Source organism: Yoonia sp. KMU-150 (assembly GCF_056858355.1).
Map to the genome: position 1 here is coordinate 2,158,436 of NZ_JBXEQF010000001.1, position 26,126 is coordinate 2,184,561.

Here is a 26,126-nt window from a genome sequence, read left to right on the forward strand (position 1 = left end):
TCTTTGCGGCAGGCTGGGCTTTATCTTTGCGCGTCGGGGACTAAAACAAAACCGAGAAAGCCCATTCTGCCGCGAAAGGACACCCGAATGACCGCACCTGTTGCCGGAGAGACCGCCCCCGCCATCGCCCTGCCGACCGATACCGGGGATATTGCCGATCTGGCCACGATGCGCGGCAAGAAGGTCGTGATCTATTTCTACCCGCGCGACGACACCCCAGGCTGCACCAAGGAGGCGATCGGCTTTACCGAGGCGGCGGATGATTTCGCCGCTGCCGATACGGTCGTCTGGGGGATTTCCAAGGATACCGTGGCCAAGCACGGCAAGTTCCGCGCGAAATACGAGCTGGGCATTCCGCTGCTGTCGGACGCCGATGGCGACGTCTGCGAACGCTACGGCACTTGGGTCGAGAAGAATATGTATGGCAAAAAGTCGATGGGAATCGAGCGGGCGACCTTTCTGATCGACGCGGCGGGCACCATCGCGCAGGTCTGGCGCAAGGTGAAGGTGCCGGGCCATGTGGAGGAGGTGCTGGAGGCGGCGCGCGCGCTGTGAGCGATGCGGCGCTGAAACCGCTGGCCGAGATGGCCTGCGAGGTGCTGCGCACGGCGGACGGGCAGGAAAAGACGCGCCTGTCGCGCAGCCATGCCGCCGCCTGGCAGGCCGCGCGCGCGGCAGGCGAAGTGCCGGAGATTGGCACGGCCGCGCCGCCGGACATGCCAGCGCGCCCCGAAAAGCCTGCCCTGCTGGAGCCGCGTGACGTGCCCCTGCGCAAGCCCGGCACGCCGGAGGGGCGCATCGCGATGCTGCACGCCGTCGCGCATATCGAACTCAACGCCGTCGATCTGCACTGGGACCTGATCGCGCGCTTTACGGATACGGTTTTTCCCATCGGATTCTACGATGACTGGGTGAAGGCCGCGGATGAGGAATCCAAGCATTTCAACCTGATGTGCGACTGTCTTGAAGCGGCGGGCAGCCATTACGGCGCGCTGCCCGCGCATGCCGGGATGTGGCGCGCGGCCTCCGACACCACCGGCGATCTGATGGGGCGGCTGGCCGTGGTGCCGATGGTGCTGGAGGCGCGCGGGCTGGACGTGACGCCGGGCATGATCAAGCTGTTCAAACAGGCCAAGGCGCATGACGCGGTGGCAGCGCTCGACGTGATCTATGCCGACGAAGTGCATCACGTGGCCTATGGATCGAAGTGGTTTCACTGGCTGTGCGGACGCGACGGGCTGGACCCGACACCGACGTTCCACGCCCTCGTCCGGCGCTATTTCCACAGCCAGCTGCGTCCGCCCTTCAACGAGGAAAAACGCGCCGAAGCAGGTATTCCACCCGATTTCTACTGGCCGCTGGCCGCGCAGAACCGTTAGCGCCACCATCGCAAGGGAATCGGTCGGCAGAATCCCGCCCAAAATTGCGTTAACCCGCCACGGTCCAAGAAAAATTCATCAAAGTTGTTGCCGCAATGCCGCACGTCCTCTAACACCACCGCCAGCGGCATCGAAAAGGTGTGGGAACCTGCCGCAGGGAAACGGGACAGGGGACAACACGTGCGCTCACCACTCATCACGCGGCTTCATGCATTTCTGGAACGGTTTTTCCCCGAGAAACGTTTGTTTCTCCGCTCCGATACGGAAACCCGTTTCATCCGTCTGAAATCCGAAACGCAACTGGTCGCTTGGGCCGGGGCCACGGCTGTCGTCGCCTGGACGATCATCGCGACGGCGGTTCTGCTGATGGACAGCATCGGGTCGGGCAATTTTCGCGCCCAGGCCGAGCGTGACCAGCAGGTTTATGAAACACGGCTGAACGCCCTGTCCGAGGAGCGCGACGCCCGCGCCGACGAGGCGATGGCCGCGCAGGAGCGGTTTTCGTCCGCGCTTCAACAGATTTCGATCATGCAGTCCGAACTGCTGCGGTCCGAAGACCAGCGCCGCGAGCTTGAGACCGGTCTGGAAGTCGTGCAGGCCACCCTGCGCAACACGATGAAAGAGCGCGAAACCGCGCGCGGGGAACTGGCAGCGCTCGCCGAGGACCCCAACGGCACCGCCGCATCGAGCCTGTCCGCCGATGCCGAAAGCACGGTCGACCTGCTGGCGACAGCACTGGCCGAAACCGCGGCCGAGCGCGATTCCATCGCCTCCGACGCGCGCTTTGCACTCGACCATGCCGCCGAAACCGAGCTGGAACTGCGCCTGTTGCAGGAAAAGAACGACGAGATTTTCCGCCAGCTGGAAGAGGCGATGCTGGTGTCGGTCGAGCCGCTGGACGATATGTTCCGCGCCGCCGGCATGAACCCCGACAACCTGCTGGCACAGGTGCGCCGCGGCTATTCCGGCCAGGGCGGCCCGCTGACGCCGCTGCAGTTCTCTACCCGTGGCGGCGCGCCGGACCCGGACGCCGCCCGCGCCAACAACATCCTGTCCGCGATGGACCGGATCAACCTCTATCGCATCGCTGCCGAACGCGCGCCCTTCGACACACCCGTGAAGGCTGCGTTCCGCTTTACCTCCGGGTTTGGCCAGCGCTGGGGCCGCCTGCATGCGGGCACCGATTTCGCGGCCCCCATCGGCACACCGATCTATTCCACCGCCGACGGGGTCGTCACCCACGCCGGCTGGTCTTCGGGCTATGGCCGTCTGATCAAGATCCAGCACGAGTTCGGAATCGAGACACGCTATGCGCACCTTTCCGCGATGCGCGTTTCCGTGGGACAAAGGGTCTCGCGCGGAGAGCGGATCGGTGATATGGGGAATTCCGGACGGTCGACCGGGTCGCATCTTCACTATGAAGTCCGTGTCGGTGGCACCCCTGTCAATCCCATGATCTATATAAGAGCTGGACAAGATGTTTTCTAAGAGCAAAATCAACGAGCCTGGCCAGAAGCCCGGCGATACTGCGGCGAAACCCGACGCGAATGCTGCGGCCAAGCCGTCACCTGCGCCCGCATCGGCCGACTACAAAGCGGCACCGCCCAAGGCGAAACCGCCCGCATCGGCGCTGTCGGCTGACCTGCATATCACCGGCAACCTCAAGACCACCGGCGACATCCAGATCGAGGGTCAGGTCGACGGCGACATCCGCGCCCACCTGCTGACCGTCGGCGAAGGCGCCACCGTCAAAGGCGAAGTCATGGCCGACGATGTGGTCGTGAACGGCCGTGTCGTGGGCCGCGTGCGCGGCCTCAAGGTGCGCCTGACGTCGACCGCGCGTGTCGAGGGTGACATCATCCACAAGACCATCGCCATCGAGAGCGGCGCGCATTTCGAAGGCTCCGTGCAGCGGCAGGACGATCCGCTGTCGAGCGGTGCCGCCCCCAAGAAGATGCCTGAGACCGCGCCCAAGCAGGGCTAGGACGGTCGACAGACTGAACGACGAGGGGTGCCGCGATCATGATCGCGGCACCCCTTTTTCTTTGGCCGGTCTTTTGGGGCGGAAATCGGTCAGTCGTAGCGACACAGTGGCGGGCGCGGCGTGCCGCGCTCTGTCGCACTTGCCCCGTCATACCACCCCGCCGCCAGCGTGATCGTCAGCACCTCGACGGGATACCACGCGTTCGTGTTGCGTCCCGGCGCGATGGCTTCCAGTCGGTCACGCCAGTCGAATACGAAACTGGTCTCTCCCTCCGCACAGGGCACGGCAGGGGTCGTCGCACGGATGAAATCACCGAATGTGTCTTGCAGGAGCTGATTGCTACGGCGGATCGCGTCGAAATCGTCCAGCTTGCCACAGTCACCGGTCATCAATTGATATCCGGGTGGCGTCATCAGCGGGTCGTCACTGTAGAAGGTGACCGTGCCGTCGATCAGCCCGATCGCCAGCATGGCGTTGATCTCGTCATAGGCGTCGTCCATGGACCAGCCGCGGGCCAGCATCAGGTCAGACTGAAGCCGGTGACGATCCAGAAAACAGCCGGGGATGATGCCGTCGACATCTTCAAACGGCGGCAGGATCGCCGCGTCGACAAGCGGATCGTCCGGCGCCAGACGGGATGACAGATCAGGCAGACGGATCGTGCAGAGGTCAGCGCCGATGACGATCCAGTCGCGCTGCACATCGGCGTCGGGTGCCGCACGCATCGTGGTGGCAAAAGCGGTCAGTCGGTCGGACTCGAACCCCGCCTCCTGAGCCGCAGCGATGCTGTCCGGACCGATGGCGCAGCCGTGGCCGCCGAAGAAATCCAGCAGATCGGCATCGTCGGCCAGCGACGCTTGTGGCAACAACGCGGCCGCGGCGATCAACGCCCACCGCATCGCGGCTAGTCCTCTGCCGTGGCGTCGGCGCGGCTCATGCCCGACACGTCCATCGCAAGCGTCGCAGCCATCAGCCCGTCGAGGTCACCGTCCAGCACGCCCTGCGTGTCGGAGGTCTCGTAGCGCGTGCGCAGGTCCTTCACCATCTGGTAGGGTTGCAGCACGTAGGACCGTATCTGGTTGCCCCAGCCTGCATCGCCCGCGTTCTCGTGCGCCTCGTTCACTAGCGCCGACCGCTTATCGAGCTCGATCTGGTAGAGCCGCGATTTCAGCGCCTTCATGGCTATGTCGCGATTCTGGTGCTGTGATTTTTCAGAGCTTGTCACCACGATGCCAGTGGGGTGGTGGGTGATCCGCACCGCGGAGTCCGTGGTGTTCACGTGCTGCCCGCCCGCCCCTGACGACCGGTAGGTGTCGATGCGGATGTCGGAAGGGTTCACCTCGATCTCGATATTGTCGTCGACGACGGGATAGACTTTGACCGAGGTGAAGGACGTGTGCCGTTTCGCGGCGCTGTCGAATGGCGAGATACGTACCAGCCGGTGCACGCCGCTTTCCGATTTCAGCCAGCCATAGGCGTTCTGCCCCATGATCTTGTAGGTCGCGGATTTGATGCCGGCCTCGTCGCCCGGCTGTTCGGCCTGCAGTTCGACCTTGTAGCCCTTCTTTTCCGCCCAGCGGACATACATCCGCGCCAGCATGTTGGCCCAGTCGCAGCTTTCGGTGCCGCCGGCGCCCGCGTTGATTTCCAGGAAGGTGTCGTTGCCGTCGGCCTCTCCGTTCAGCAGCGCCTCAAGCTCCTTCTTGGCGGCGAGGTCCTCCAGCTTTTTGAGCGCCGCCTCCGCCTCGGCCACGACCTCTGCGTCGTCCTCCATCTCGCCCAGTTCGATCAGGTCGATGTTGTCCTGCAGGTCCTGTTTGATCGTCTCGTAGCTGGCCATCGCGTCGACCAGCATCTGCCGCTCGCGCATCAGTTTCTGGGCATTTGCGGGATCGTCCCACAGCGTCGGGTCCTCCACCCGGGCGTTGAATTCCTCCAACCGGTGCGCCGCGGTGTCATAGTCCATCCGCTGCGCCAGCAGGGTCAGCGATTTGCGGATCGCATCGACGTCGTTCTGTGTTTCTGCGCGCATGGCGATTGGCCCTCTGACGGCTCTTGGCTTGGTTTTGGGGTGGTGTAGCCCGCGCACCCGGCGCGGGCAAGGCAGAGGTCAGTAAAGCCCGCCGGACGACAGCGACCCGAAGGACGCGTTTGGCCCGACGGTGGCCGTGCCGCCGGTCGAGGTCTGGACCTGCCGGGTCTGGCGCGCGACCTCTTCGAACAGCGGCAGATCGCCCGCCATCGCAAAACCGCCGTCGAAGGTGATGCCGAACACGGGCTCCTCTCCGGGGCGGAAGCATTCCGCGATCACGTTGTCGCCGCTGGCCCCGTCAGGCAGACGCGCACCGCTGAACCGGTCGATCTTGATGAACTGGCAGTCTTCGGGGGTGTTGAAGGCCCCGCCGCCGAACCGGCGCACGGCCTCCGACATGAAGGTATCGAACACGGGCGCGCAGGTGCCGCCGCCGGAGGCGCCCGCCATGGTGCGCGGCGTATCATAGCCGATGTAGCAGCCTGCAACGATATTGCTGGAAAAGCCCACGAACCACACGTCCTTGCTGTCGTTGGTGGTGCCGGTCTTGCCCGCGATGGGCACAGACTGGTTGACCGCACGGCGCGCGGTGCCGCGTTGTACGACCCCCTGCATCATCGAGGTCAGCTGGTAGGCGGTGATCTCGTTCATCACTCGTTCGCGGTTGGTGACGATGCGCGGGGCCTCGCCCGACGCCAGCGTCATATCCTCGCAATTTACGCAGTTGCGCTGGTCATGGCGATAAACGGTCGCGCCATAGCGGTCCTGCACCCGGTCGACCAGCGTAGGCTCCACCCGCTCGCCCCCGTTGGCGAACATCGCGTAGGCGGCGACGATCTTGAACAGCGTGGTCTCGTCCGACCCGAGCGAGGCGGCAAGCACCCGGTTCATGTTCTCGTACACGCCGAAGCGTTCGGCATAGCGGGCCACGGTGTCGATGCCGATTTCCTGCGCCAGGCGAATGGTCATCAGGTTCCGCGACTGTTCGATACCGGTGCGCAGCGGCGTGGGGCCATAGAACTGGCGCGAGGCGTTCTCGGGCCGCCAGACGCCCTGCGGCGTGTTGATCTCGATCGGGGCGTCGACGACGATGGTGGCGGGCGAATAGCCTGAATCCAATGCGGCCGCATAGACGAAAGGCTTGAAGGCCGAACCGGGCTGCCGTTGCGCCTGGGTGGCGCGGTTGAAGACCGAATGTTGATAGGAAAAACCGCCCTGCATCGCCAGCACGCGGCCGGTGTTCACGTCCATCGCCATGAAGGCACCCTGCACTTCCGGCACCTGCCGCAGAGTCCAGCGGATGAAAGCCCCGTCGCTGTCCTGCGTCATGCGACGCACGAGGACCACATCGCCGGCGGCGAAATTATCGGCGAAGTTGCCGCGCATCCATTCGATGTCGCGGCGCGGGATGATCGTGGGTTCGGCGTCGGTTTCGGCCACGCCCTCGATGCCGACGTCCATCTCGTTCTCGCCCACCGACAGCACGACCGCAGGGAACCACGGGTTTTCCAACGTGATGTCGCGCGGCACGTCGACCGACCGCAACGCGGCGCGCCACTGTTCTTCGCTCGCCAGTTCCTCGACCGGGATCGCATTGCCGGTGCCGCGCCAGCGCCCCTGCCCGCGATCGAAGTTTTCCAACGCGCGTTGCAGCGCATGGGCGGCGGTGACCTGCAGGTCCTCGTCCACCGTGGCGCGGATCGCCAGACCACCGGAAAAGAATTCCTCCTCGCCGAAGTTCTGGCTCAGCTGGCGGCGGATTTCATCGGTGAAGTAATCGCGCGGCGGCAATTCGGAGCGGAAGCTGTCGTAGTCGCCGCCCTGCACCGACAACAGCGGCGCTTCGCGTTCGGCGTCATAGGTGGCCTGGTCGATATATCCGTTCTCGAACATCTCGCGCAGGGTGTTGTTGCGCCAGAAGATCGCGGTGTCGCGGTTGCGGACCGGGTGGCGGTTCGACGGCGACTTGGGCAGCGAGGCGAGATAGGCCGCCTCTCCCGCTGTCAGTTCCGACAGCGGCTTGTTGAAATAGGTCAGTGCGGCGGCGGTGACGCCGAAACTGTTCTGACCCAGAAAAATCTCGTTCAGGTAAAGTTCGAGGATACGCTCCTTCGGCATAGACCCCTCGATGCGCACGGCCAGGATGATCTCCTTGATCTTGCGTTCGGCAGAGCGTGACCCGTCGAGCAGGAAGTTCTTCATCACCTGCTGGGTGATGGTGGAGGCACCGCGAATATCCTCGCCGCGCGACTGCACGGCGTCGATGAAGGCCGCCGCCATACCGCGCGCATCGAACCCGTTGTGGGTATAGAAATTCTTGTCTTCGGCAGAGATGAAGGCGTGTTTCACCAGATCGGGAATTTCCTCGGCCGGTGTGAACAGGCGGCGTTCGGTGGCGAATTCGTCGATGATCTGCCCTTCGCCGGAGTAGATCCGGCTGATCGTCTTGGGGGTGTATTGCGACAGCACCTCGTAGGACGGCAAGTCACGGCCATACATATAGAACACCGCACCCAGCGCCAGCGCGCCCATGGCGACGCCTAGCGTCAGCATCGAAAAGATGCCGCCGAAGAAAGACATGATGAAACGCAGCACGGGCCTGATATTCCTTTTTCACGGATTGGGGGGCTTATACGCCCACCCGCCCGAATGGTCAAAAGCGCAAAGCGCCGCGTCAGCCGGAAAATGCCAATAAAATCGTCACGGAATGGTGAAGGACATCACGCGTTTCACTGCCGGATCAGCGGCGCGCGCGCGGCCTCGTCCACGGCCCAGCGACCGACGGCTGCCACGATGCCCTGTGCGATGCGGCGGCGACCATCCGCCGTCTGCAGGCGGGCGCGGTCACCGGCGTCCGACAGAAATCCGACCTCGACCAGCACCGACGGGAAATCGGCGGCGTTCAGCACCGCCAGCGGGGCCTCGCGCCGGGGGCGGGAGTTGAGCGGCACGCCCGCCTCGTCCAGCCCGCGCACCAGCGCATCGGCGAACCGCAACCCGCGGGGGCCGGTTTCCGTCCGGGCGAGGTCCATCAGCACGGTCGCGATCCTGTCGTCCTGCCCGGTCAAGTCCAGCCCGGCGAGCAGGTCGCCGCGTTCGTGCCTTTCGGCCATACGCTGCGACGCGCGGTCGCTGGCATCGTCGCTGAGCGTATAGACCGACGCACCGCGCGCCGCGTCCTCCTCCAACGCGTCGGCATGGAGCGAGATCAGCAGGTCGGCACCCACGCTGCGGGCCAGCGTCATGCGTGCTTCCAGCGGGACGAAGATATCCTGCTCACGGGTCAGCACGGTGCGGTATCCCGCGCGGGTCAGGGCCTCTGCCACTTCGCGCGCCAGGGCCAGCATCAGGTCCGCCTCCAGCACGTCGCCGCGGGTGGCACCGGGGTCGATGCCACCATGGCCGGGGTCGATCACCACGGTCAACGGTCCGTCGTCGTCCGCCGGGGCGGGTAAGTCCGGACGCGCGTCGGTGAGCCTGCCCCAGCCCGCGTCGTCGGGTGCACCCGCACGGGCGGCGAAACTTTCGGCGTCGGCCGGTATCATCATGATCGCCAGATGCGCCTGCCCGGACTGTGCATCTACCGTCATGCCCGCCGTGTCCAGCGCCAGCGGATCGGCGAGCGCGACCACCAGCCGCGACCAGCCGGGGCGGAGCGTGCCAAATCGCACCTCCGTCGCGGCATCGGCATTATCGAGCGCCGCGCGGTCCACGCCGGTCCAGTCCACCTCACGGAAATCGACGACCAGACGGCGCGGTTCGTCCAGCGTGAAGACGCGGTAGGGGATCGTCTGCGATAGATGCAGGTCAATCGCCAGCCCACCGCCTGCATCGCGGATCTGGCTTTGCGCCATATCGACCCGCGCCAGCCCGCTGAAATCCTGCGCCCATGCCGCCGGGGCCAGCAGGCAGAGCCAGAGCGCCAGCCAGCGCATCACGCCCCGCGCCCCGCCATGTAGGCCCGCAGGCGGCGCATTCCTTCGGCAATGTCGGCGGTGCCGCGCGCATAGGAGAAACGCAGCCAGCGGTGGCCCTGCACTGGGTCGAAGTCCAGCCCGGGGGTCACGGCGATATCAGCGTTATCAAGCAGTTCCGTGGCAAAGCTCAGGCTGTCGTCGGTGTATTCGGACACGTCGACATAGACATAAAACGCGCCATCCGGCGGCGCGAAGCGGGTGAAGCCCGCAGCCTGCAGCCCCGCCGTCATCATATCGCGGTTGGCAGTATAAATGGCGAGGTTGTCGTCAAGCTCCGAGCCTGCGTCCATCGCGTAGAGCGCCAGCCGTTGCGAGGCGTGCGGCGGGCAGATGAACATATTTTGCGCCAACCGCTCCACCCGGCGGACGTGGTCTTGTGGCACCACCATCCAGCCGACACGCCAGCCGGTCATGGAGAAATACTTGGAGAAACTGTTCACGACATAGACGTCGTCGGTCACTTCCAGCGCCGACACCGCCCGCCTGTCATAGCCGATGCCGTGGTAGATTTCGTCCGAGATCAGCGCCGTGCCTCGCGCCGCACAGGCCTGTGCCAATGCGGCGATCTCGTGCTGGGTCAGCATCGTGCCGGTCGGGTTGGCCGGTGATGCGACGATCAGGCCGTCGAGATCGTGTGCCGCCACGTCGTCCGGCACCAGCTGGAAGCGGGCGGCGAGGGTCGTGGGCATATCCACCGGCGTCAGCCCCACCGCCTTGAGGATTTGCCGGTAGGACGGGTAGCAGGGCGTGCCCAGCCCGACGCGCTGGCCGTTGTCGAACAGCGCGCTGAACGCCAGCAGGAACGCGCCCGACGCGCCCGAGGTGATCACGACGCGCGAAGGGTCCAGCGTCACGCCATACCAGTCGGCATAGTGCTGTGCGATCCGCGCGCGCAGCTCCGGCAGGCCCAGTCCCACGGTGTAGCCGAGCGGCATCGCCAGATCGTCCTGCAACCGGGCCACGGCGGCGCGCGGCGCGCCGGTGCCGGGCTGGCCGACCTCCATATGGATCACGTGGCGTCCCGCGGCCTCTGCCTTGCGGGCGGCCTCCATCACGTCCATCACGATGAAGGGATCGACATCCCCACGGGTTGAGCTTTGCATCCCGTCTCCCCTATACAGTCGGCAACGTTTTGCCCTGCCCCGGCGCGGGGTGCAATCCACGATAGCCCCGGTCGGCGGCCCCCGCCCGACGCCCAAGCAAAAGAAGCCATGCCCATGACATTCCGCCTGTCCCTCGCCCTTTGCGCCGCACTGGCTGCCCCTGCCGCAGCACAGGAAATGACCGACGCCGAGCGTGCCGCGTTCCGGGCCGAGGTCCGCGCCTACCTGCTGGAAAACCCCGAGGTGCTGATGGAGGCCATCGGCGTGCTGGAACAGCGCCAGGCGACAGAGGCCGCACAGGCCGATATCGCCATGGTGTCGAACAATGCCGACGCCTTGTTCAACGACGATCATTCCTTCGTCGGCGGCAACCCGGACGGCGATATCACGATCGTCGAGTTCATGGATTACCGCTGCGGCTATTGCAAACGCGCGCATCCCGAAGTGACCGCGCTGATCGCCGCCGACCCTAACATCCGCTATATCATCAAGGAATTCCCGATCCTTGGCGCGCAGTCCGACCTTGCGTCGCGCTACGCCATCGCGGTGCAGCAGATGGCAGGCGACGAGACCTACAAGACCGTGCATGATACGCTGATCGAGTTTCAGGGCGATATTTCAGAGGTTGCGCTGGCGCGGATGTCGGAGGCTTTCGGCCTCGACCACGCCGCCCTCACTGACATGATGGCAGGGCCGGAGGTCAGCGCCGTGATCGCGGAAAACCGCGCGCTGGGGCAGCAGTTGCAGATTTCCGGCACGCCGTCCTTCGTGTTCGAGGACCAGATGGTGCGCGGTTACGTGCCGCTGCCGCAGATGGAAGCCATCGTCGCACAACTGCGCGCCGAGGCCGGATAGGTCGACAAACCGCCGCCGCGGGCTAACTTCTGACTGAAGACATTTTTTCAGCCGGAGGCTTTTTCCATGCACAACCGTCGTCAATTCATCGTCCGGACATCCGCCATGGCGGGTGCCATGACCGTCCTGCCTTTCGCCGCGCGCGCCGATGGGCACGCCGCCGACACCTTTCAGACAGCCAGCGGCGAGGTGGCGATCTATCCCGTCAGCCATGCCTCGTTCGTGATGACCACGCCGGAAGGCACGGTCTGGGTCGATCCGGTGGGCGCGCAGTCTGATTACGCTGATCTGCCCGCCCCCGATCTGGTGCTGATCACGCATGAGCACGGCGACCATTACGATCAGGCGCTGCTCGATGCGATCGTCGCGGAAGACACGCAGCTGATCACCAACCCCGCCGTTTTCGGGATGCTGCCAGAGGCGATGCAGGCCAATGCCTCGCAACTCGCCAACGGCGAATCCGCGCTTTACAACAACGCCGAAATCCGCGCGATCCCGGCACATAACCTGACCGAGGGTCGGATGAATTTCCACCCCGTGGGCCGCGACAACGGCTATGTCGTGACGGTCGACGGGATGCGCATCTACATCTCGGGCGATACTGAGGACGTGCCGGAAATGCGCGCGCTGGAGGACATTGATCTGGCGTTCGTCTGCATGAACCTGCCGTTCACGATGGATGCAAGTGCTGCCGCCGATGCGGTCAACGCATTCGCGCCCAAGGCGGTCTATCCCTACCACTACCGCGGCCGCGACAACGGCACGCAGGACCCAGAGGAGTTTGCCGAGTTGCTGGCGGACGGCATCGCGGTGAAGATGGGCGGGTGGTATGGCTAGCCGCATACCGCATGCAAACATGCAAAAGCCGGGCAAAGCTGCCCGGCTTTATTCTGTTGCCAGATGCTGCCTTGCAGTGACTGTCTGGTCTGAGCCCAACGTGCTCATTGGTCGGCGCGCAGCGAAGGTCCGGTTTCCCTAAGTCAGCGCCGCCAGAGGTTCGTGACCTTGGCAGGCTCGCCAGTTTCAAGATAGCTCTTGAGACTCGAAAGGATCGCGACCCAGCCCTGACGTGCCATATCCTCTTCGGGAAGCGGCTCGTGGGTTACGGTCAGTTTTGTTGAGCCGCCCATTTCCGAAAGCTCGAATGTCACGGTCGAAACCGATCCGGTCGGGTCTGCCGCGTGTTTCCAAGTGTAGGACAACGCCTCAGGCGGGTCGTGGCGGAGAACTTCACCGCTCAACTCGAACTCGTCGCCCTCGCCGACCAAAACCTTTAGCTCGCTGCCGACCCTCCAGTCGCTAGTGATGCGCCGCCCGGCCCAATAACTCTCCGAGAATTTGGGCGAGGTCAGCGCCTCAAAGACCTTTTCTGGCGAGGATTCGATAAACAGCGAGTAGATGAACGTCTTGTCAGTCATGGGGTCTTCCAATCCTCTCTTCAGCGCCCTGAGGGCGTCGATGCGCGGCCGCTCGAACTTCTCGATCCAGCGTTCGCTGATTTCTCCAAGTGGAATGGTGTTCAGGAAATGCAGCTTCTCGCGACCTCTCCATTGCGCGACGACCAGACCGGCTTCCTCCAGCAGAGCCAGATGCCGACTGACTGCTTGGCGGGACATACCCTGTTGCGCGCAGAGTTGGCCGAGCGTTTGACCATCCTCTCGGTATAGCCGGTCCAGAAGATCGCGTCGGTTCAAGTCGGCAAGCGCTTTGAACACCTTCTCCATGAGAACCAATATGCAACATTATTGTTGCATGTCAACCTGCCGAGATTGAAAGCCGCCGTTGAGCGTATGGCAGCAAAGTCCGCACAGCGGTCATTCACCCCTGCTCCGCCGCCTTTACGGCCCCCGCCTCGATCTCTGCGGCGCGCTTCTCGACCTGTTCCACGATATGCTCCACCATCGCGTCGTTGCCGAGCTTGTGGCTTTGCTTGCCGGCCAGATAGACCATGCCGGACCCGGCACCGCCGCCGGTGAAGCCCACGTCGGTCATCAACGCCTCGCCGGGGCCGTTGACGACGCAGCCGATGATCGAGAGCGACATCGGCGTCTTGATGTGCTCCAGCCGTTTTTCGAGGATTTCCACCGTCTTGATCACGTCAAAGCCCTGCCGCGCGCAGGAGGGGCAGGAGATGATGTTGACGCCCCGGTGGCGCAGGCCGAGGGATTTGAGTATCTCGAAGCCCATCTTCACCTCTTCCACCGGATCGGCGGAGAGCGACACGCGGATCGTGTCGCCGATGCCCATCCACAACAGGTTGCCCATGCCGATGGCCGATTTCACGGTGCCGGAGATCAGGCCCCCGGCTTCGGTGATGCCAAGGTGGATCGGCGCATCCATCGCCTCTGCCAGTTTCTGATAGGCGGCGGCGGCCATGAAGACGTCGGACGCCTTGCAGGAAATCTTGAATTCGTGGAAATCGTTGTCCTGCAGAATCTTGATGTGGTCCAGCCCGCTTTCGACCATCGCGTCGGGCGTGGGCTCGCCGTATTTTTCCAGCAGGTGCCGTTCGAGCGAGCCGGCATTCACGCCGATACGGATCGAGCAATTGTTGTCGCGCGCGGCCTTGATGACTTCGCGCACGCGCTTTTCGTCACCGATGTTGCCTGGGTTGATGCGCAGGCAAGCCGCCCCCGCCTCTGCCGCCTCGATCCCGCGTTTGTAGTGGAAGTGAATGTCGGCGACCAAAGGCACGGCGACTTCCGGCACGATCTGCTTGAGCGCCTTTGACGATGCCTCGTCCGGCACGGAGACGCGTACGATGTCGGCCCCCGCCTCCGCCGCCGCGTTGATCTGCGCGATGGTGGCCGCCACGTCCGTGGTCAGCGTGTTGGTCATCGTCTGCACGGAAATCGGCGCGTCTCCACCGACCGGCACGTTGCCGACCATGATCTTGCGGCTTTCGCGGCGGTAGATATTGCGCCACGGACGGATGTGATTGAGGGACATGGAGTTCACCTATCGCTGTCTCGCACCCTACCTATGCACCCGCGCGGGCGGGGGCAACGGGCGGTATTGCCGCAAGCGCTGCAGAATCAGGGGTTGGCGGTGATTTCCGCGACGTTGGTCGGCACGGCAGGTTCCGCATCGCCGAACGGGTTGGCGGCGGGGAAATTCGTGCTCAGGTTCGCGGCGGAGAGTTCCAGGTTCGACGTGACGGATCCGCGTGGTCCGGCGGGCCCGTGCATCTGGCCGTTCACCGAAAAGAAGATGCCGCCGCTTTCGCCCACGCGCAGGGTCGGCGGTTCCTCGGTCGCGGGCAGTGCGAATGTGTCGCCCTCGTCCATGATACCTTCGTAGATCACCGTTCCGTCGGCGGCGCGCACGCGCACCCAGGCCGCACTGGCGGCGACAAGCTGCACCTCTGGCACCGGGCCTTCGAGAACCTGAATGGCGGGGGCGTTCGGATCGACGGCAATCGCCGGATCGACGGCGGCCAGCGCCTCTGTCAACGTCGTTTCTGGCACGACCGCGCCGAAGGTGCCGGGGTTCAGGCTGGCGATGGGGCCGTCGCGCGATACCAGCACCGGCACGTCGAGCGCCTGCGGACGGTAAAGCCGGTCCAGCGCCTCTGCCGAAGGTGCGGTAAAGCTGGCCAGATCGCTTTCCTCGGTCTGCACCGCACTGGCACCGGCCAGCGGGTCGATGTCGGAGACGACCGTGGGGGTCTGTTCCACCGGCGCGAACTGCACGCGCTGCACTTCCTGCAGCACCGACCAGCCGCCGTATCCCAACCCGCCGATCAACGCGACCAGCACCAGAAGAGAGCCGACCGCGCCGGGTTCGACGCGCCCGAACATGCTGTCGCCTGCGGGGATGAAAGGTGTGGCGGAGCCTGCAAAGATGTCCTTGCCGCCGATCGGGCTGGTATCCACCCGGGCGGGTTTCGCCGCAGAGGCGGCGGCGGACATGCCATGCGCGGTGGCGAAACCGCTTTCACGGCAGAATGTGTCGAACGCCCAGTCCGGGTCCATGTTCAGGTAGCGGGCGTAGGAGCGCACGTAGCCCGCGATGAAACCGGGAGTGTCGAAGGCGGTGGGGTCGGAGTTTTCGATGGCCGCGATATAGGCCGCCTTGATCTTCAGCTCGCGCTGCACGTCCAGCAGGCTTTTGCCCATGGTCGCACGCTCACCGCGCATCAGATCGCCCAAACGCAGTTCGAAGGCGTCGAAACCAGCAGTTTCCGCCTCCTCAGGTGCTTTTGCACGTCTGAAGCCTTTTACGATCATTGGCCGTCCCGTTGCCTAGTGCCCCAAAATCTAGCGTCTTTTGATTCGAACGCGCTAAATCTTCTTTTCTACCGCTAACATATCACAAATGCGTTTGCACCCGCAGAAATGATACTAGCCCGCCAGTTCGGCACGATTCAGCGCACAATGAGACCAGAGCGTGTCCAATGCGGAAACAAGCGCGTCCATTTCGCGCGGGCCGTGCACGGGCGACGGGGTAAAGCGCAAACGCTCGGTCCCGCGCGGCACGGTGGGGAAGTTGATCGGCTGCACGTAGATGCCGAAATCGGCCAGCAGCATGTCGGAGAGTTTCTTGGTGTGCACCGGGTCGCCCACGATCAGCGGCACGATATGGCTGCCGTGGTCGATGATCGGCAGGCCCATGCCCTTGAGCCGCAGTTTCAGGATTTTCGCCTGCGTCTGATGCGCCTCGCGCAGTTCCTGGTCGGTTTTCAGATGCGCGACAGAGGCCGCGGCACCGGCGGCCACCGCTGGCGGCAGCGAGGTCGTGAAGATGAAGCCCGGCGCGTAAGACCGGATCGCGTCGCACATCTTGGCCGATGCCGCGATATAGCCACCCATTACGCCGTAAGCCTTGGCCAGCGTGCCGTTGATGATGTCGATGCGGCCCATCAGGCCCTCGCGTTCGGCAATACCGCCGCCGCGCGGCCCGTACATGCCGACCGCGTGCACCTCGTCCAGATAAGTCAGCGCGCCGAATTCCTGCGCCAGATCGCATATCTCTGCCAGTGGGCCGAAATCGCCGTCCATCGAATAGACCGATTCGAAGGCGATCAGCTTGGGTGCCGCCGGATCGTCGGCGGCCATGAGTTCACGCAGGTGCGCCACGTCGTTGTGGCGGAAAATCCGCTTCGCCCCGCCGTTGCGGCGTACCCCTTCGATCATCGAGGCGTGGTTGAGCGCGTCGGAATAGATGATGAGGCCGGGGAACAATTTGGGCAGTGTCGACAGCGTCGCATCGTTGGCGATGTAGGCAGAAGTGAAAAGCAGCGCTGCGTCCTTGCGGTGCAGGTCGGCAAGTTCCGCCTCCAGCCGCTTGTGATAGACGGTCGTGCCGGAAATGTTGCGTGTACCGCCCGACCCCGCCCCTGTCGCCTCGATCGCCTCGTGCATGGCGCCGGTCACGACGGGGTGCTGACCCATGCCCAGATAATCGTTGCCGCACCACACGGTCACGGGGGCGGTGCTGCCGTCTTCCTTGTTCCAGACCGCATGGGGATACTGCCCGCGCGCGCGCTCGATATTGATGAAGGTGCGATAGCGGCCCTCGTCGTGCAAACGCGCAATCGCGTGATCGAGCTGTGTGTCGTAGTTCACAGACTGTCCCTTCGTCTTCAAGGTCACGCCACCGCCTTTGCCCGCAGCCGCATCTTCAGGTTTCAACCGGTCATATCGTCCGCGACCGGTCCGGGCAACTCCCCTTGCGGCCGGAATGGACAATATGCCTCACCATGCCGGATGACCCCGCCCGGGGTCAAATCCTTCACGAAACCGGTGGGCCGGCGGCCGCATCCCCGAACGGGACGGGCCGCGCGGGAGGTGGTTACTGGTTCAGACGCACCTCGGGGGCCGGATACCCCAGCGAATCCTGATCGGCGAACGCCTGATGGCAATCGTGGCAGAAACCCTGATTGACGCCCATCACTTTACCGTTGGGCTGCACCCCGGAATAGACCCAGTTGCCATACTCGTCGGCCTCGCCCTCGGCCACCTTGGTCATGATGAACAGCGGACCGGGGCGCGGCGTGCCGTCACCGCGCAGCTTGTAGCTTTCCTTGGCCAGGATCGACCCCACGGGCATCACGAAATCCTCGCCGTAGCCGTAGGTGACATAGGTGTCATAGGCGATGTCGTTGGCGAAGGTGTTGAGGAACCGGTCACCGTGCGGCCCGGGCAGATAGGGGCCGGTCGCCGCGGCGTTCCAGTCACGATAGACGCTGCCGATCTCGTGGCCCTCGCGACCATAGCGTTCCGCCAGATCGTCGGCCACGCATTCATAGAGGCGGTCGACCTCTGCCTGTTCGAAATCATAGGGGTCCTTGTCGAAGGTGCAGTCGGCCTGCGCCTGTGCGGATTGCGCGCCGGCCATCAGCGCGGCTGCGGCCCCGGCCGCGACGATCAATTTCAGTTTCATGTGTGGTCTCCTTCCCCGGATATTTATCGCTTGCCGTGACCCTAGCTGCGACAATCTGTCAAAGATACACACCGCCGCTCACAAACCTGCGAGCGGACCCGCGCCGCAGCCAACTGATTGCGTCTGCCCGCGCAGCCGCCCAATATGCCGGCAACAGTGCCGCGCAAGCGGCCCACAACCGTGAAAGGCCTGTCCATGACACTCGATCCCGTCCTGCAGCATATCGACGACACCCTCGACGACGCGACCGCGCGGCTCAAGGAACTGCTCCGCATTCCGTCGATCTCTACCGATCCGGCCTACAAGGCCGATTGCGACGCCGCCGCCGACTGGCTGGTGCAGGACCTGGCCGATATCGGGTTCGACGCCAGCAAACGCACGACCCCCGGCCACCCGATGGTGGTGGGTCACACGGGCGGCGACGGCCCGCATGTGCTGTTCTACGGCCACTACGATGTGCAGCCGGTCGACCCGCTGGACCTCTGGGACAACGACCCGTTCGACCCGCAGGTCGAGGAGACACCGAAAGGCCGCGTGATCCGGGGCCGCGGCACATCCGACGACAAGGGCCAGCTGATGACCTTCGTGGAGGCCTGCCGCGCGTGGAAAGCGGTGCATGGCACTCTGCCCGGCCGGATTTCGATTTTCTTCGAGGGGGAAGAGGAATCAGGTTCACCGTCGCTCGTCCCGTTCATGGAAGATAACGCGGAGGAATTGCGCGCCGACATCGCCCTGATCTGCGACACCGGCCTTTACGGCGACAGCACACCGGCGATCATCACGCAGTTACGCGGGTTGCTGGGCGAGGAAATCACCATCACCGGTCCCGATCTGGACCTGCATTCGGGTATGTATGGCGGGCTGGCGATGAACCCCGCGCGGGTGCTGGCGAAGATTATCGCGTCGTTGCACGACGAAGACGGGCGCATCACGATCCCCGATTTCTATGATGGCGTGCCGGAGCTGTCGAACGAGTTGGCTGCCAGCTGGGACGACCTGAAATTCGACCATGAAGCCTTCCTTGGCGAGGTCGGCTTGAAAATCCCCGCAGGTGAGGCAGGCCGCCGCCCGCTTGAGATGATCTGGTCGCGCCCGACATGCGAGGTGAACGGCATGATTTCGGGTTATACCGGTGCGGGTTTCAAGACCGTGCTGCCATCCAAGGCCAGCGCCAAGATCAGCTTTCGCCTCGTCGGCACGCAGGACCCGCTGGCGATCCGCGAGAGTTTCCGCGCCATTGTGCGGGCGATGGTGCCGGACGACTGCAAGGTGGAATTTCACGGCCACGGCGCAGGCCCGGCCAGCCAGATGTCGACCGACAACCCCGCCTTCGCCAAGGCCGCCGACGCGCTTTCGGACGAATGGCCGAATGCGGCGGCCTACGTGGGCTGCGGCGGCTCGATCCCGATCGCGGGGCATTTCAAGACCGTGCTCGGCATGGACGCGCTGCTGATCGGTTTCGGCAAGGACGACGACGCGATCCACAGCCCGAACGAGAAATACGACCTCGACAGTTTCCACAAGGGCATCCGGTCCTGGGCACGGATCTTGCACGCGCTGTCGCAGGGCTAGGAATTCTGCCAGGCACGGTCGCGGGGTGCGGGCGGACCGTCGATGTGTCCCGTGACCGCGCCCGATCGGTCAGAACAGCTTTGTCGTGACCAGCAGGACGATGCACACCACCAGACCCAGACCGATCGGCATGACCATCCGCATCGCCGGATCGGGGGTCGCGCCGCCGTCCTGTGTCATCCGGCGCAAACGCCCGGTGATCATGCCGTGTAGTCCCGACAGGACAAGGACAAGGCCGATCTTGGCCGCAAGCCAGCCCTGCACGAACCAGCCGCCCTGAACCGCGATAAGGATGCCGAAGACCCAGACCAGCAGCATCGCGGGCGTCGTCACCGCCCGGTCGAATCTGTGGATCGCGGGCAGCGTTTCGGGCCGCGGATGGCGCAGGCTCACGGCGGCGACCGTCATACCAGCGATCCACACGATCACCGACACGATATGGATCGCCTTGGCGATATCGTAGAGCATCAGAGACTCCCTGTTTTCAGATGGCGCGCAAGCCACCGTTCGTTGACGAAACCCGCGAACGGGATGAAAGCGCCCAAGGTCAGCCGGGCAGCGCCCCGCCAACCGACCAGACCTTCGGCCCACGACCGGATCACGATCCAGATGAAGAACAGAAAGACGATGCCGTGGATCGGGCCAAGAACGGACACCGCGGCGGGCATGTCCGCAAGGTGTTTGAGCGGCACCGCGACGCAAACCAGTGTCGCCAGCGTGACCGCTTCGGCGAAGGCCGCAAGGCGTAATTCCTGCGCACCGTTCATCGTCGTGACCGCGATGGCATCGCTGGCGGGCGCAAAACAATAGTCTCGGCACGGGTCATGGCGGCTCTCATATCTGGTCGGACGGTCTTTCCACGAAAGCTCTCGCCGACGCAAGAGACTTGGGCGATCCGCCTGCGGCCCCTGACCGACACGGCGGGATACGCAATCGCGGCGTCCAAGGGACCGCAAGACCGCGAAACCGTTTGGAATAAAAAGGGAAAGTGGCGCGGTTGACGGGGCTCGAACCCGCGACCCCCGGCGTGACAGGCCGGTACTCTAACCAACTGAGCTACAACCGCGCACTCTGACATGCCGCCGGATCGGAAAGACTGGTGTGGCGCGGTTGACGGGGCTCGAACCCGCGACCCCCGGCGTGACAGGCCGGTACTCTAACCAACTGAGCTACAACCGCGCATCTACCAGTTTCCAGCCATTCGGCGGAACGTGATCGGCTTCTATGCGGCACCATAACCTGCGTCAAGCGGTCGATGCGGGAAAATGCACACAATCGCACGTTCCCGGGCCGGGGCCGGAGACGTCCCCCGCTCAACTGCGCAGAATGGTGTCGAGTTTCTTGCCGCGCGCCAGTTCGTCGACCAGCTTGTCCAGCCAGCGGATTTTCTGCATCAGCGGGTCGTCGATGTCCTCCACGCGCACGCCGCAGACGACGCCGGTGATCCGGTCGCAATGCGCGTTCATCGCTGGCGCGTCGGCAAAAAACGTGGTGAAATCCACACCCTCTGCGACCTGCCGGTCCAGCCCCGCCTGATCGTAGCCGGTCAGACAGCGGATGATCGTGTCGACCTCCGCACCGCTCCGGCCCTTGCGTTCCGTTTTCGCGACATACATGGGATAGACTTTGGAAAAGGCCATGTCGAAGATTGCATGTTTTGCCATGGGGGTCTCCACGCGATGCGGTGACCCTACCCGCCCGGCGCATTCCGATGCAAGGTCGGGCGCATGACCCGGCCCGCCGCGCGAAACCGGCACGACCCCTGGGCGCATATCTCTGGCGGTGATGGTGGGTTGTGAGAGGCTCGAACTCCCGACATCTTCCGTGTAAAGGAAGCGCTCTACCAACTGAGCTAACAACCCGCTGGCGTGCGTTTAGGCGATTGCGCGGGCGGGTGCAAGGGTCAGGTCAGCAGGGTCTGTACGCCGTCCTTCAGGTGATAGACACAGCCCTGACCGCCGTGCACCGTGGCCACGCTGACAGCCTCCGACGCGCCCGCGATGGACCGGATCATGCGGCTGGTGATGCCGTGGGTGATGAGGACACTCGGGCCTGTCAGATCGTCCAGCAGCGCGCGGCATCGCACCTCCAGCGCGGCGAACCCCTCGCCGCCCGGGGCGATCTCGTATTGTGCCATGAAGGGATCGCGGCCTTCCGGCATCGGAAGTTCGGACCGAAGACGCCCGGACCACTCCCCCACCCCGATCTCGCGCAGCCGGTCGTCGGTGCGGATCGTGGTGGCCAGCGGCGCACAGGCGATCCCCGCCGTCTGGATCGCGCGGCCCTGCGGGCTGCACAGAAACGCGAACCCGGCCAGATCGCGCCCGCGCAGGATTTCGTACTGACGGGCCGCCTGCACCTCGCCCCTTGGCGTCAGCGGCGAATTCAACTCCCCCTGCATCCGGTTCTCGGCATTCCAGACGGTCTCGCCGTGGCGCAGGATATAAAGCGCGGGGTAGCTCATCGCCGTTTGCCCCGCCAGATCAGTGATTGCCGGTTCAGCGCATGCAGATCGGCGCGTCCGGCGGCAATGGCGCGTGCGCAGGCCACCGCGCGGGCCAACACGGCATCGGGTGCCGCACGATAGGCCGGTCGCCCGGCGATGCTGTCATACCAGCACCCGCCGCAGGCCTGATCGAGGCAGATCCGCTGAAAACAGTGGTCGCGCTGCACCGGCCAGTCCTGCCCGCGTGCCTGCCGTGGCAGGGCGTCGCGGGTCAGTGCCAGCCAGTCCTGTTCCATCGCCGCCCGGTCCATCACCGCCACCGACACGAAAAAGGCGTGCCCTGCGGCACGCCTTTGAAAAATTCTGGTGGGCGATAAGAGATTTGAACTCCTGACATCTTCGATGTGAACATTGCGCTCCCCTCACAACCTGTTGTTTTTCAGAAAACAGGACGCTTTGTAAATCATCGTTTTCGCAACTTGCACGTTTTGTTCTGGTTCACGCTGGTTCACTGAACCGCAAAGCACTTCGTAAACGAGCAAGGCTGAATTTTCAGGCTGTCCGAAACGGCGGTGCCGCGTGACCATCCTCGCCCTCCTCATCTTCGCTCACATGCTTGCCGACTATCCGCTGCAAGGTGACTTCCTCGCGCGGGGCAAGAACCACACCGATCCGATACCGGGCATCCCATGGGGGCACCCGCTGGCGGCACACAGCATCATCCACGGCGGCTTTGTCGGTATCATCACCGGATCGCTTTGGATGGGCGTTGCCGAGGCTGTCATTCATGGCCTGACCGATCACAACAAATGTGCGGGCCGCATCAGTTACCACACTGACCAGTGCATTCATATCGGATGCAAGCTGGTTTGGGCGGTGCTGACGGTGGGGATACAGCCATGAAGGTCCTGATCGGATGCGAACGGTCCGGGATCGTCCGTGACGCCTTTCTTGCGGCGGGTCATGATGCGTGGTCCTGCGACCTTGAGCAGAGCGACACCCCTTCCAACCGACACATCATCGGTGACGTGCGTGACGTGATGCAGGACGATTGGGACTTGCTGGCGGTATTTCACCCGCCCTGCACCCGGCTTTGCAACAGTGGTGTACGCTGGCTGACCGACCCGCCTTGCAATCCGCCTGCCGACTGCACCGACGACGAACGACGCGCTTGGCCGGCCATGAGTCGCGATGAAAAACTGGCGACGATCTGGCGGCATCTGGATCAGGGTGCGGCGCTCTTCTCCGCCGTCTGGAATGTGCCTCATATCCCGCGTGTCGCTGTGGAGAATCCGGTTATGCACAGCCACGCGAAAGAGCGGATCGTTAACTTCGAGCCGCACGCGCAATCGGTGCAGCCATGGCACTTTGGCTACGATGAACACGGCCCGGATAACGAACGCAAGCGCACCTGTCTCTGGTTGCGCGGCCTACCCAAGCTGGAGCAGACCGGAACACTCGACGGAACCACGGCCCGTGACAGCGTGCACAAGGCAAGCCCCGGCCAAAATCGGGCCAGACAGCGCAGCATGTTCTTCCCTGGCATCGCCGCTGCCATGGCGACGCAATGGGGCAACCACCACACAGGAGGGCCGATAAATGAATAGAACTTGCGAAAAATGCGGACAGATTCTGCCGCGAAAAGTAACACAGGTCGAACTTAGCGATCTTGTCGGCCAACACATTCTGGATTTTGCCGCAATCAAATCTCAAACCGTCGTTGACGGTTTCTCGCGCGATGTTTCCGCATGGGGGATGGACGGTAATACATTCATCGCAATAGAGGACCCGAGCGACGGCTATAGGTCATACCTTCATAACTTGGACATGATTGAAGGAAGGGCACCTGAAATCGACTGTGCGACACCCATCGGCAGGGAGGTTGTCGCAAGAATGTCTTTGGGCACAAGTAGTGATATTCTGGAACTTATTGACATAGAAACGGGACACACTTGGCTCCGCATCGGGACCGATGCGACTGACGACTACTACCCGTTTTGCGTTATGGAATGGTGCGCGATGCCTGTTCGCCCAAAAGGGGGCGGATAGATGGCTGAAACACTGTCCGACCGCATGGCGGCTCTTGGCCGCCGTTGTCGCCACTACGATGCGGTGAACGGCATTCGAGACGGCAAAGACTGCAATATTGGCCACCCCATCCGCAAGATCGTGACGGCGGCGAATGGCGGTGACGCAACCGGACTGGCCTTCATGCTTCCGTGCCACCCCGGCCCGGAGCGCAAGGCAGACTGCCCGTCTTATGATCCCAAAACTGACGCAGAGCGAGAGGCTGATCGGGCGTGTATGGACGCCGCAATGGATCGCTTTGTTGAACGGCTTCCGAAAGTCGCAGCAATGAAGCGGAAGATGCTTGCGAACAATCTGTCGTCAGCTAAGGCGACTTGCCCGTGGTGCGGCGAGAAAGACACTTTCCGGCTGACCTGCGCAGTGGGTTACAACGGTCACGTTCATGGGCGCTGTCGTTCTTGCAGTGAAGGATTCATGGAATGACTGTTCACCTCCAAAAAGACTACCCGGCATGGGTATGCGCCCCCTGTGGCGAACAGCACGGACGACGGCCACCAAATGAAGCGACGTATCATTATGGCACGTGCGACGTATGCCTGACATCCGCCGTCGCGGTCACACAGCCCCGCGATTACGGACACCTGCGGGACACATGGATAACAGCGCTGACAGAGGCGCGACAGAAGGAGACGTATGGATGACACAGGCACACCCGCTGCAATGGCCAAAAGGCCCGTCCCGCACTAAGAATCGGAAGCAGAGCGCGTTCAAGGTCACGCCATCAAAGGCGTTCGAGGAAATGATGCTCGAACTTTCACGCTTCGGCGCAAAGGGCGTGGTCGTATCATCAAACATCCCGACCCGCCTTGATGGCACCCCATACCGCGACGGGCTAAGCGAAAAAATGGCTGACCCCGGCGTCGCAGTCTATTTCACAAAGGGCAAACGTCCGATCTGCCTGCCTTGCGACACCTACCAGAGGCCATGGGAAAACTGCCGTGCCATTGGTCTTGCAGTCAAGGCGTTCCGCGACATAGAGCGACGCGGAGCGCATCAGTTGCTGGATCAAGCCTTTCAGGGCTTTACCGCGCTGCCTGCGCCGGGGCAAACCGAAAACCCCAGCCAGCGGGTGTGGTGGGTCGTCTTGGGGGTAGATTCTGCCGCAAATGAAAAGGACATTCGCGCAGCATACAAAGCCCGGTGTCGCGAAGCGGGCGGAGCAACGGTCGAACTGAACGCAGCCAAGGATAGTGGATTGATCGCGACTGGCAGCGGGACATAAGTGGCAAGGTTCGAACGCCCCGGCCGCCGATTAACTTCGGCAAAAGACTGAACGGGTAGCTTAGCCAGGTCAAAGCAAGGCGCTCATAACGCCGTGATCGTGGGTTCGAATCCCGCCCCGTTTACCAACGCAATATAGGAGAGACCACGATGCGATACGAAGCCGAAATTCGCGGCAAGTCAGGGCGATGGTCATGCATCATTCCCAGCGAAAGACAAGCAGAGGCGATGAAGGCCGATGGAATTGAGGTTCTGGAAGTCCACAACAGCGTCCCGATGTGGGCGCTGGATAGCGGGCTGGCCCCTATATGGATCGCAGTGCAGGACGTGTTTGATCTGCCGTCACGGCTTCTGCGCTGGATAAAAAGCAATCGGTAAAACCAGCCAACGCACACCATCGCGCCGAGATCATGGCAGCACTTGGTGTCGGCACCAACACCTAAACTCCCAACATGAACCCTCTACAACGACCCGCGACCGCCTCGTCCCGTTGCAGCTACGCGAACTTCGCGACTATACGATCAGCATCCAATGTCCGTGCGGCAGGTTCCTTGATCGCCGGGGGCAAAGCCTGATCGACAACTACGGCGCGGATACCTGGCTGATCGACCTTCTCGACCGGGTGAAGTGCACGCAGTGCGGGCGCAAGGGGCAGTATGACATACGGATCATTCCGATCCATGGCGGTATCCCATACCCTGAAACGAAAAAGCCCGCCACCGAATGAACGGGGCGGGCTAGGTTCTGTCGTTGACGCTATGTGGCATCTAGTCTAATGGATAGCCATGCAGAAACTCACTGACCTCTTACACCTCTATCGTCGCTCCTAAATTTCGGGGCGGCTCTCCTATTGGTGAAGGTCGGAGACTGTAAATCTCTCGTGTAAAAGCTGTGTCAGTTCGAATCTGACCCTCCCCACCAAATCCGCGCATATGGGCAAATTGGTAAAGTCGTCTGGTTCAAACCTAGAAGTTTTGCAGGTTCGAGTCCTGCTATGCGCACCACGGGGGCGTGGGCAAATTGGTAAAGTCGCCCGGTTTAGGCCCGGGAGTTTGGCGGTTCGAGTCCGCCCGCCCCTACCACGA

Annotated in this window: 29 protein-coding genes and 7 tRNA genes; 18 read left to right on the forward strand and 18 right to left on the reverse strand. The window is 63.3% G+C overall.

Annotation, left to right across the window (positions count from 1 at the left end; translation table 11 throughout):
* Positions 1–87 precede the first annotated feature (87 nt).
* The 4 genes from AC04PH_RS10635 to AC04PH_RS10650 all read left to right on the forward strand — a co-directional run bounded on the left by AC04PH_RS10635 (position 88) and on the right by AC04PH_RS10650 (position 3,363).
* Positions 88–555 carry a peroxiredoxin gene (locus AC04PH_RS10635; RefSeq protein ID WP_483065718.1) on the forward strand — a complete coding sequence of 156 codons (468 nt, stop codon included), beginning with the start codon at positions 88–90 and terminating at the stop codon, positions 553–555.
* 29 nt (positions 556–584) lie between these two features.
* Complete coding sequence (locus AC04PH_RS10640) at positions 585–1,379, forward strand: ferritin-like domain-containing protein (RefSeq protein ID WP_483066185.1); 795 nt, start codon at positions 585–587, stop codon at positions 1,377–1,379.
* A gap of 180 nt (positions 1,380–1,559) precedes the next feature.
* Entirely contained in the window at positions 1,560–2,867 is a 1,308-nt protein-coding gene (locus tag AC04PH_RS10645) for a DUF5930 domain-containing protein (protein WP_483065719.1), read from the forward strand.
* On the forward strand, positions 2,857–3,363 hold the full coding sequence (locus AC04PH_RS10650; RefSeq protein ID WP_483065720.1) for a bactofilin family protein: 507 nt from the start codon (positions 2,857–2,859) through the stop codon (positions 3,361–3,363). Before AC04PH_RS10645 ends, AC04PH_RS10650 begins: the two co-directional genes overlap by 11 nt.
* Before the next feature lie 89 nt (positions 3,364–3,452).
* On the opposite strand, the gene AC04PH_RS10655 is transcribed toward AC04PH_RS10650, so the two are convergent.
* The 5 genes from AC04PH_RS10655 to AC04PH_RS10675 form a co-directional block, all read right to left on the reverse strand.
* Positions 3,453–4,262 (reverse strand): hypothetical protein, encoded by an 810-nt coding sequence (locus AC04PH_RS10655; protein ID WP_483065721.1) that lies wholly within the window; start codon positions 4,260–4,262, stop codon positions 3,453–3,455.
* Between the two features lie 5 nt (positions 4,263–4,267).
* On the reverse strand, positions 4,268–5,395 hold the full coding sequence (gene prfB, locus AC04PH_RS10660) for a peptide chain release factor 2 (protein WP_483065722.1): 1,128 nt from the start codon (positions 5,393–5,395) through the stop codon (positions 4,268–4,270).
* 78 nt (positions 5,396–5,473) lie between these two features.
* Complete coding sequence (locus AC04PH_RS10665; protein WP_483065723.1) at positions 5,474–7,990, reverse strand: penicillin-binding protein 1A; 2,517 nt, start codon at positions 7,988–7,990, stop codon at positions 5,474–5,476.
* Between the two features lie 134 nt (positions 7,991–8,124).
* Positions 8,125–9,330, reverse strand: coding sequence for an N-acetylmuramoyl-L-alanine amidase (locus tag AC04PH_RS10670; protein WP_483066186.1), 1,206 nt, complete (start codon positions 9,328–9,330; stop codon positions 8,125–8,127).
* On the reverse strand, positions 9,330–10,475 hold the full coding sequence (locus AC04PH_RS10675) for a pyridoxal phosphate-dependent aminotransferase (RefSeq protein ID WP_483065724.1): 1,146 nt from the start codon (positions 10,473–10,475) through the stop codon (positions 9,330–9,332). Before AC04PH_RS10675 ends, AC04PH_RS10670 begins: the two co-directional genes overlap by 1 nt.
* Before the next feature lie 114 nt (positions 10,476–10,589).
* Between AC04PH_RS10675 and AC04PH_RS10680 the strand changes: the two genes are divergently transcribed.
* Together AC04PH_RS10680 and AC04PH_RS10685 are read left to right on the forward strand one after the other, a co-directional pair.
* On the forward strand, positions 10,590–11,330 hold the full coding sequence (locus AC04PH_RS10680; protein ID WP_483065725.1) for a DsbA family protein: 741 nt from the start codon (positions 10,590–10,592) through the stop codon (positions 11,328–11,330).
* A 66-nt stretch (positions 11,331–11,396) separates the two neighbouring features.
* Entirely contained in the window at positions 11,397–12,167 is a 771-nt protein-coding gene (locus AC04PH_RS10685; RefSeq protein ID WP_483065726.1) for an MBL fold metallo-hydrolase, read from the forward strand.
* A gap of 143 nt (positions 12,168–12,310) precedes the next feature.
* On the opposite strand, the gene AC04PH_RS10690 is transcribed toward AC04PH_RS10685, so the two are convergent.
* From AC04PH_RS10690 to AC04PH_RS10710, 5 genes are all read right to left on the reverse strand, one after another.
* Positions 12,311–13,054, reverse strand: coding sequence for an ArsR/SmtB family transcription factor (locus AC04PH_RS10690; protein WP_483065727.1), 744 nt, complete (start codon positions 13,052–13,054; stop codon positions 12,311–12,313).
* A gap of 94 nt (positions 13,055–13,148) precedes the next feature.
* Positions 13,149–14,279 carry a flavodoxin-dependent (E)-4-hydroxy-3-methylbut-2-enyl-diphosphate synthase gene (ispG, locus tag AC04PH_RS10695; protein WP_483065728.1) on the reverse strand — a complete coding sequence of 377 codons (1,131 nt, stop codon included), beginning with the start codon at positions 14,277–14,279 and terminating at the stop codon, positions 13,149–13,151.
* Between the two features lie 86 nt (positions 14,280–14,365).
* Positions 14,366–15,559, reverse strand: coding sequence for a helix-turn-helix domain-containing protein (locus tag AC04PH_RS10700; RefSeq protein WP_483065729.1), 1,194 nt, complete (start codon positions 15,557–15,559; stop codon positions 14,366–14,368).
* Positions 15,560–15,673: 114 nt separating this feature from the next.
* Complete coding sequence (gene hemA, locus AC04PH_RS10705; protein WP_483065730.1) at positions 15,674–16,897, reverse strand: 5-aminolevulinate synthase; 1,224 nt, start codon at positions 16,895–16,897, stop codon at positions 15,674–15,676.
* Between the two features lie 226 nt (positions 16,898–17,123).
* The gene (locus tag AC04PH_RS10710) at positions 17,124–17,714 is read right to left on the reverse strand and encodes a cytochrome P460 family protein (RefSeq protein ID WP_483065731.1); all 591 of its coding nucleotides are present in this window, start codon (positions 17,712–17,714) and stop codon (positions 17,124–17,126) included.
* 195 nt (positions 17,715–17,909) lie between these two features.
* Here AC04PH_RS10710 and AC04PH_RS10715 point away from each other — a divergent pair, with 195 nt between their 5' ends.
* Positions 17,910–19,286, forward strand: a complete 1,377-nt coding sequence (locus AC04PH_RS10715; RefSeq protein ID WP_483065732.1) for a M20/M25/M40 family metallo-hydrolase — start codon at positions 17,910–17,912, stop codon at positions 19,284–19,286.
* A 69-nt stretch (positions 19,287–19,355) separates the two neighbouring features.
* Here AC04PH_RS10715 and AC04PH_RS10720 read toward each other — a convergent pair whose 3' ends face one another.
* From AC04PH_RS10720 to AC04PH_RS10755, 8 genes are all read right to left on the reverse strand, one after another.
* Positions 19,356–19,754, reverse strand: a complete 399-nt coding sequence (locus AC04PH_RS10720) for a CopD family protein (protein WP_483065733.1) — start codon at positions 19,752–19,754, stop codon at positions 19,356–19,358.
* Positions 19,754–20,053 (reverse strand): DUF3817 domain-containing protein, encoded by a 300-nt coding sequence (locus tag AC04PH_RS10725; RefSeq protein WP_483065734.1) that lies wholly within the window; start codon positions 20,051–20,053, stop codon positions 19,754–19,756. Before AC04PH_RS10725 ends, AC04PH_RS10720 begins: the two co-directional genes overlap by 1 nt.
* Positions 20,054–20,275: 222 nt before the next feature.
* Positions 20,276–20,352, reverse strand: a tRNA-Asp gene (locus AC04PH_RS10730).
* 36 nt (positions 20,353–20,388) lie between these two features.
* Positions 20,389–20,465 (reverse strand) — tRNA-Asp (locus AC04PH_RS10735).
* Between the two features lie 134 nt (positions 20,466–20,599).
* On the reverse strand, positions 20,600–20,950 hold the full coding sequence (locus tag AC04PH_RS10740) for a DUF2200 domain-containing protein (RefSeq protein ID WP_483065735.1): 351 nt from the start codon (positions 20,948–20,950) through the stop codon (positions 20,600–20,602).
* A 122-nt stretch (positions 20,951–21,072) separates the two neighbouring features.
* A tRNA-Val gene (locus AC04PH_RS10745) sits at positions 21,073–21,148 on the reverse strand.
* Between the two features lie 41 nt (positions 21,149–21,189).
* Positions 21,190–21,750: a histidine phosphatase family protein gene (locus AC04PH_RS10750; protein WP_483065736.1), complete on the reverse strand. Its 561-nt coding sequence runs from the start codon at positions 21,748–21,750 to the stop codon at positions 21,190–21,192.
* The gene (locus AC04PH_RS10755) at positions 21,747–22,058 is read right to left on the reverse strand and encodes a hypothetical protein (RefSeq protein ID WP_483065737.1); all 312 of its coding nucleotides are present in this window, start codon (positions 22,056–22,058) and stop codon (positions 21,747–21,749) included. The genes AC04PH_RS10750 and AC04PH_RS10755 overlap by 4 nt, the downstream gene beginning before the upstream one ends.
* A 253-nt stretch (positions 22,059–22,311) precedes the next feature.
* Here AC04PH_RS10755 and AC04PH_RS10760 point away from each other — a divergent pair, with 253 nt between their 5' ends.
* From AC04PH_RS10760 to AC04PH_RS10810, 11 genes are all read left to right on the forward strand, one after another.
* On the forward strand, positions 22,312–22,635 hold the full coding sequence (locus AC04PH_RS10760; protein ID WP_483065738.1) for a DUF3307 domain-containing protein: 324 nt from the start codon (positions 22,312–22,314) through the stop codon (positions 22,633–22,635).
* Complete coding sequence (locus tag AC04PH_RS10765; protein WP_483065739.1) at positions 22,632–23,339, forward strand: hypothetical protein; 708 nt, start codon at positions 22,632–22,634, stop codon at positions 23,337–23,339. Before AC04PH_RS10760 ends, AC04PH_RS10765 begins: the two co-directional genes overlap by 4 nt.
* Complete coding sequence (locus AC04PH_RS10770) at positions 23,332–23,781, forward strand: hypothetical protein (RefSeq protein ID WP_483065740.1); 450 nt, start codon at positions 23,332–23,334, stop codon at positions 23,779–23,781. Before AC04PH_RS10765 ends, AC04PH_RS10770 begins: the two co-directional genes overlap by 8 nt.
* A complete protein-coding gene (locus tag AC04PH_RS10775; protein WP_483065741.1) occupies positions 23,782–24,243 on the forward strand; it encodes a hypothetical protein in 462 nt (153 codons plus the stop codon).
* Between the two features lie 214 nt (positions 24,244–24,457).
* Positions 24,458–25,042, forward strand: a complete 585-nt coding sequence (locus AC04PH_RS10780; RefSeq protein ID WP_483065742.1) for a hypothetical protein — start codon at positions 24,458–24,460, stop codon at positions 25,040–25,042.
* Between the two features lie 49 nt (positions 25,043–25,091).
* Positions 25,092–25,169, forward strand: a tRNA-Ile gene (locus tag AC04PH_RS10785).
* A 22-nt stretch (positions 25,170–25,191) separates the two neighbouring features.
* On the forward strand, positions 25,192–25,419 hold the full coding sequence (locus AC04PH_RS10790) for a hypothetical protein (protein ID WP_483065743.1): 228 nt from the start codon (positions 25,192–25,194) through the stop codon (positions 25,417–25,419).
* A 112-nt stretch (positions 25,420–25,531) separates the two neighbouring features.
* Complete coding sequence (locus tag AC04PH_RS10795; RefSeq protein WP_483065744.1) at positions 25,532–25,768, forward strand: hypothetical protein; 237 nt, start codon at positions 25,532–25,534, stop codon at positions 25,766–25,768.
* Between the two features lie 108 nt (positions 25,769–25,876).
* Positions 25,877–25,962 (forward strand) — tRNA-Tyr (locus AC04PH_RS10800).
* Positions 25,963–25,967: 5 nt separating this feature from the next.
* Positions 25,968–26,045, forward strand: a tRNA-Leu gene (locus tag AC04PH_RS10805).
* A gap of 1 nt (position 26,046) precedes the next feature.
* Positions 26,047–26,123, forward strand: a tRNA-Leu gene (locus AC04PH_RS10810).
* The last annotated feature ends 3 nt before the right edge of the window (positions 26,124–26,126 follow it).

Excerpts from the sequence above, each read along its gene's own strand:
- AC04PH_RS10725 (WP_483065734.1), bottom strand. The coding sequence starts at position 20,053 with ATGAACGGTGCGCAGGAATTACGCCTTGCGGCCTTCGCCGAAGCGGTC.
- AC04PH_RS10680 (WP_483065725.1), top strand. The coding sequence starts at position 10,590 with ATGACATTCCGCCTGTCCCTCGCCCTTTGCGCCGCACTGGCTGCCCCT.
- AC04PH_RS10640 (WP_483066185.1), top strand. The coding sequence starts at position 585 with ATGGCCTGCGAGGTGCTGCGCACGGCGGACGGGCAGGAAAAGACGCGC.
- AC04PH_RS10775 (WP_483065741.1), top strand. The coding sequence starts at position 23,782 with ATGGCTGAAACACTGTCCGACCGCATGGCGGCTCTTGGCCGCCGTTGT.
- AC04PH_RS10765 (WP_483065739.1), top strand. The coding sequence starts at position 22,632 with ATGAAGGTCCTGATCGGATGCGAACGGTCCGGGATCGTCCGTGACGCC.
- AC04PH_RS10710 (WP_483065731.1), bottom strand. The coding sequence starts at position 17,714 with ATGAAACTGAAATTGATCGTCGCGGCCGGGGCCGCAGCCGCGCTGATG.
- AC04PH_RS10740 (WP_483065735.1), bottom strand. The coding sequence starts at position 20,950 with ATGGCAAAACATGCAATCTTCGACATGGCCTTTTCCAAAGTCTATCCC.
- AC04PH_RS10715 (WP_483065732.1), top strand. The coding sequence starts at position 17,910 with ATGACACTCGATCCCGTCCTGCAGCATATCGACGACACCCTCGACGAC.
- AC04PH_RS10750 (WP_483065736.1), bottom strand. The coding sequence starts at position 21,750 with ATGAGCTACCCCGCGCTTTATATCCTGCGCCACGGCGAGACCGTCTGG.
- prfB (WP_483065722.1), bottom strand. The coding sequence starts at position 5,395 with ATGCGCGCAGAAACACAGAACGACGTCGATGCGATCCGCAAATCGCTG.
- AC04PH_RS10650 (WP_483065720.1), top strand. The coding sequence starts at position 2,857 with ATGTTTTCTAAGAGCAAAATCAACGAGCCTGGCCAGAAGCCCGGCGAT.
- AC04PH_RS10700 (WP_483065729.1), bottom strand. The coding sequence starts at position 15,559 with ATGATCGTAAAAGGCTTCAGACGTGCAAAAGCACCTGAGGAGGCGGAA.
- AC04PH_RS10690 (WP_483065727.1), bottom strand. The coding sequence starts at position 13,054 with ATGGAGAAGGTGTTCAAAGCGCTTGCCGACTTGAACCGACGCGATCTT.
- AC04PH_RS10655 (WP_483065721.1), bottom strand. The coding sequence starts at position 4,262 with ATGCGGTGGGCGTTGATCGCCGCGGCCGCGTTGTTGCCACAAGCGTCG.
- AC04PH_RS10780 (WP_483065742.1), top strand. The coding sequence starts at position 24,458 with ATGACACAGGCACACCCGCTGCAATGGCCAAAAGGCCCGTCCCGCACT.
- AC04PH_RS10790 (WP_483065743.1), top strand. The coding sequence starts at position 25,192 with ATGCGATACGAAGCCGAAATTCGCGGCAAGTCAGGGCGATGGTCATGC.
- AC04PH_RS10635 (WP_483065718.1), top strand. The coding sequence starts at position 88 with ATGACCGCACCTGTTGCCGGAGAGACCGCCCCCGCCATCGCCCTGCCG.
- AC04PH_RS10770 (WP_483065740.1), top strand. The coding sequence starts at position 23,332 with ATGAATAGAACTTGCGAAAAATGCGGACAGATTCTGCCGCGAAAAGTA.
- AC04PH_RS10720 (WP_483065733.1), bottom strand. The coding sequence starts at position 19,754 with ATGCTCTACGATATCGCCAAGGCGATCCATATCGTGTCGGTGATCGTG.
- AC04PH_RS10685 (WP_483065726.1), top strand. The coding sequence starts at position 11,397 with ATGCACAACCGTCGTCAATTCATCGTCCGGACATCCGCCATGGCGGGT.
- AC04PH_RS10670 (WP_483066186.1), bottom strand. The coding sequence starts at position 9,330 with ATGCGCTGGCTGGCGCTCTGGCTCTGCCTGCTGGCCCCGGCGGCATGG.
- AC04PH_RS10675 (WP_483065724.1), bottom strand. The coding sequence starts at position 10,475 with ATGCAAAGCTCAACCCGTGGGGATGTCGATCCCTTCATCGTGATGGAC.
- ispG (WP_483065728.1), bottom strand. The coding sequence starts at position 14,279 with ATGTCCCTCAATCACATCCGTCCGTGGCGCAATATCTACCGCCGCGAA.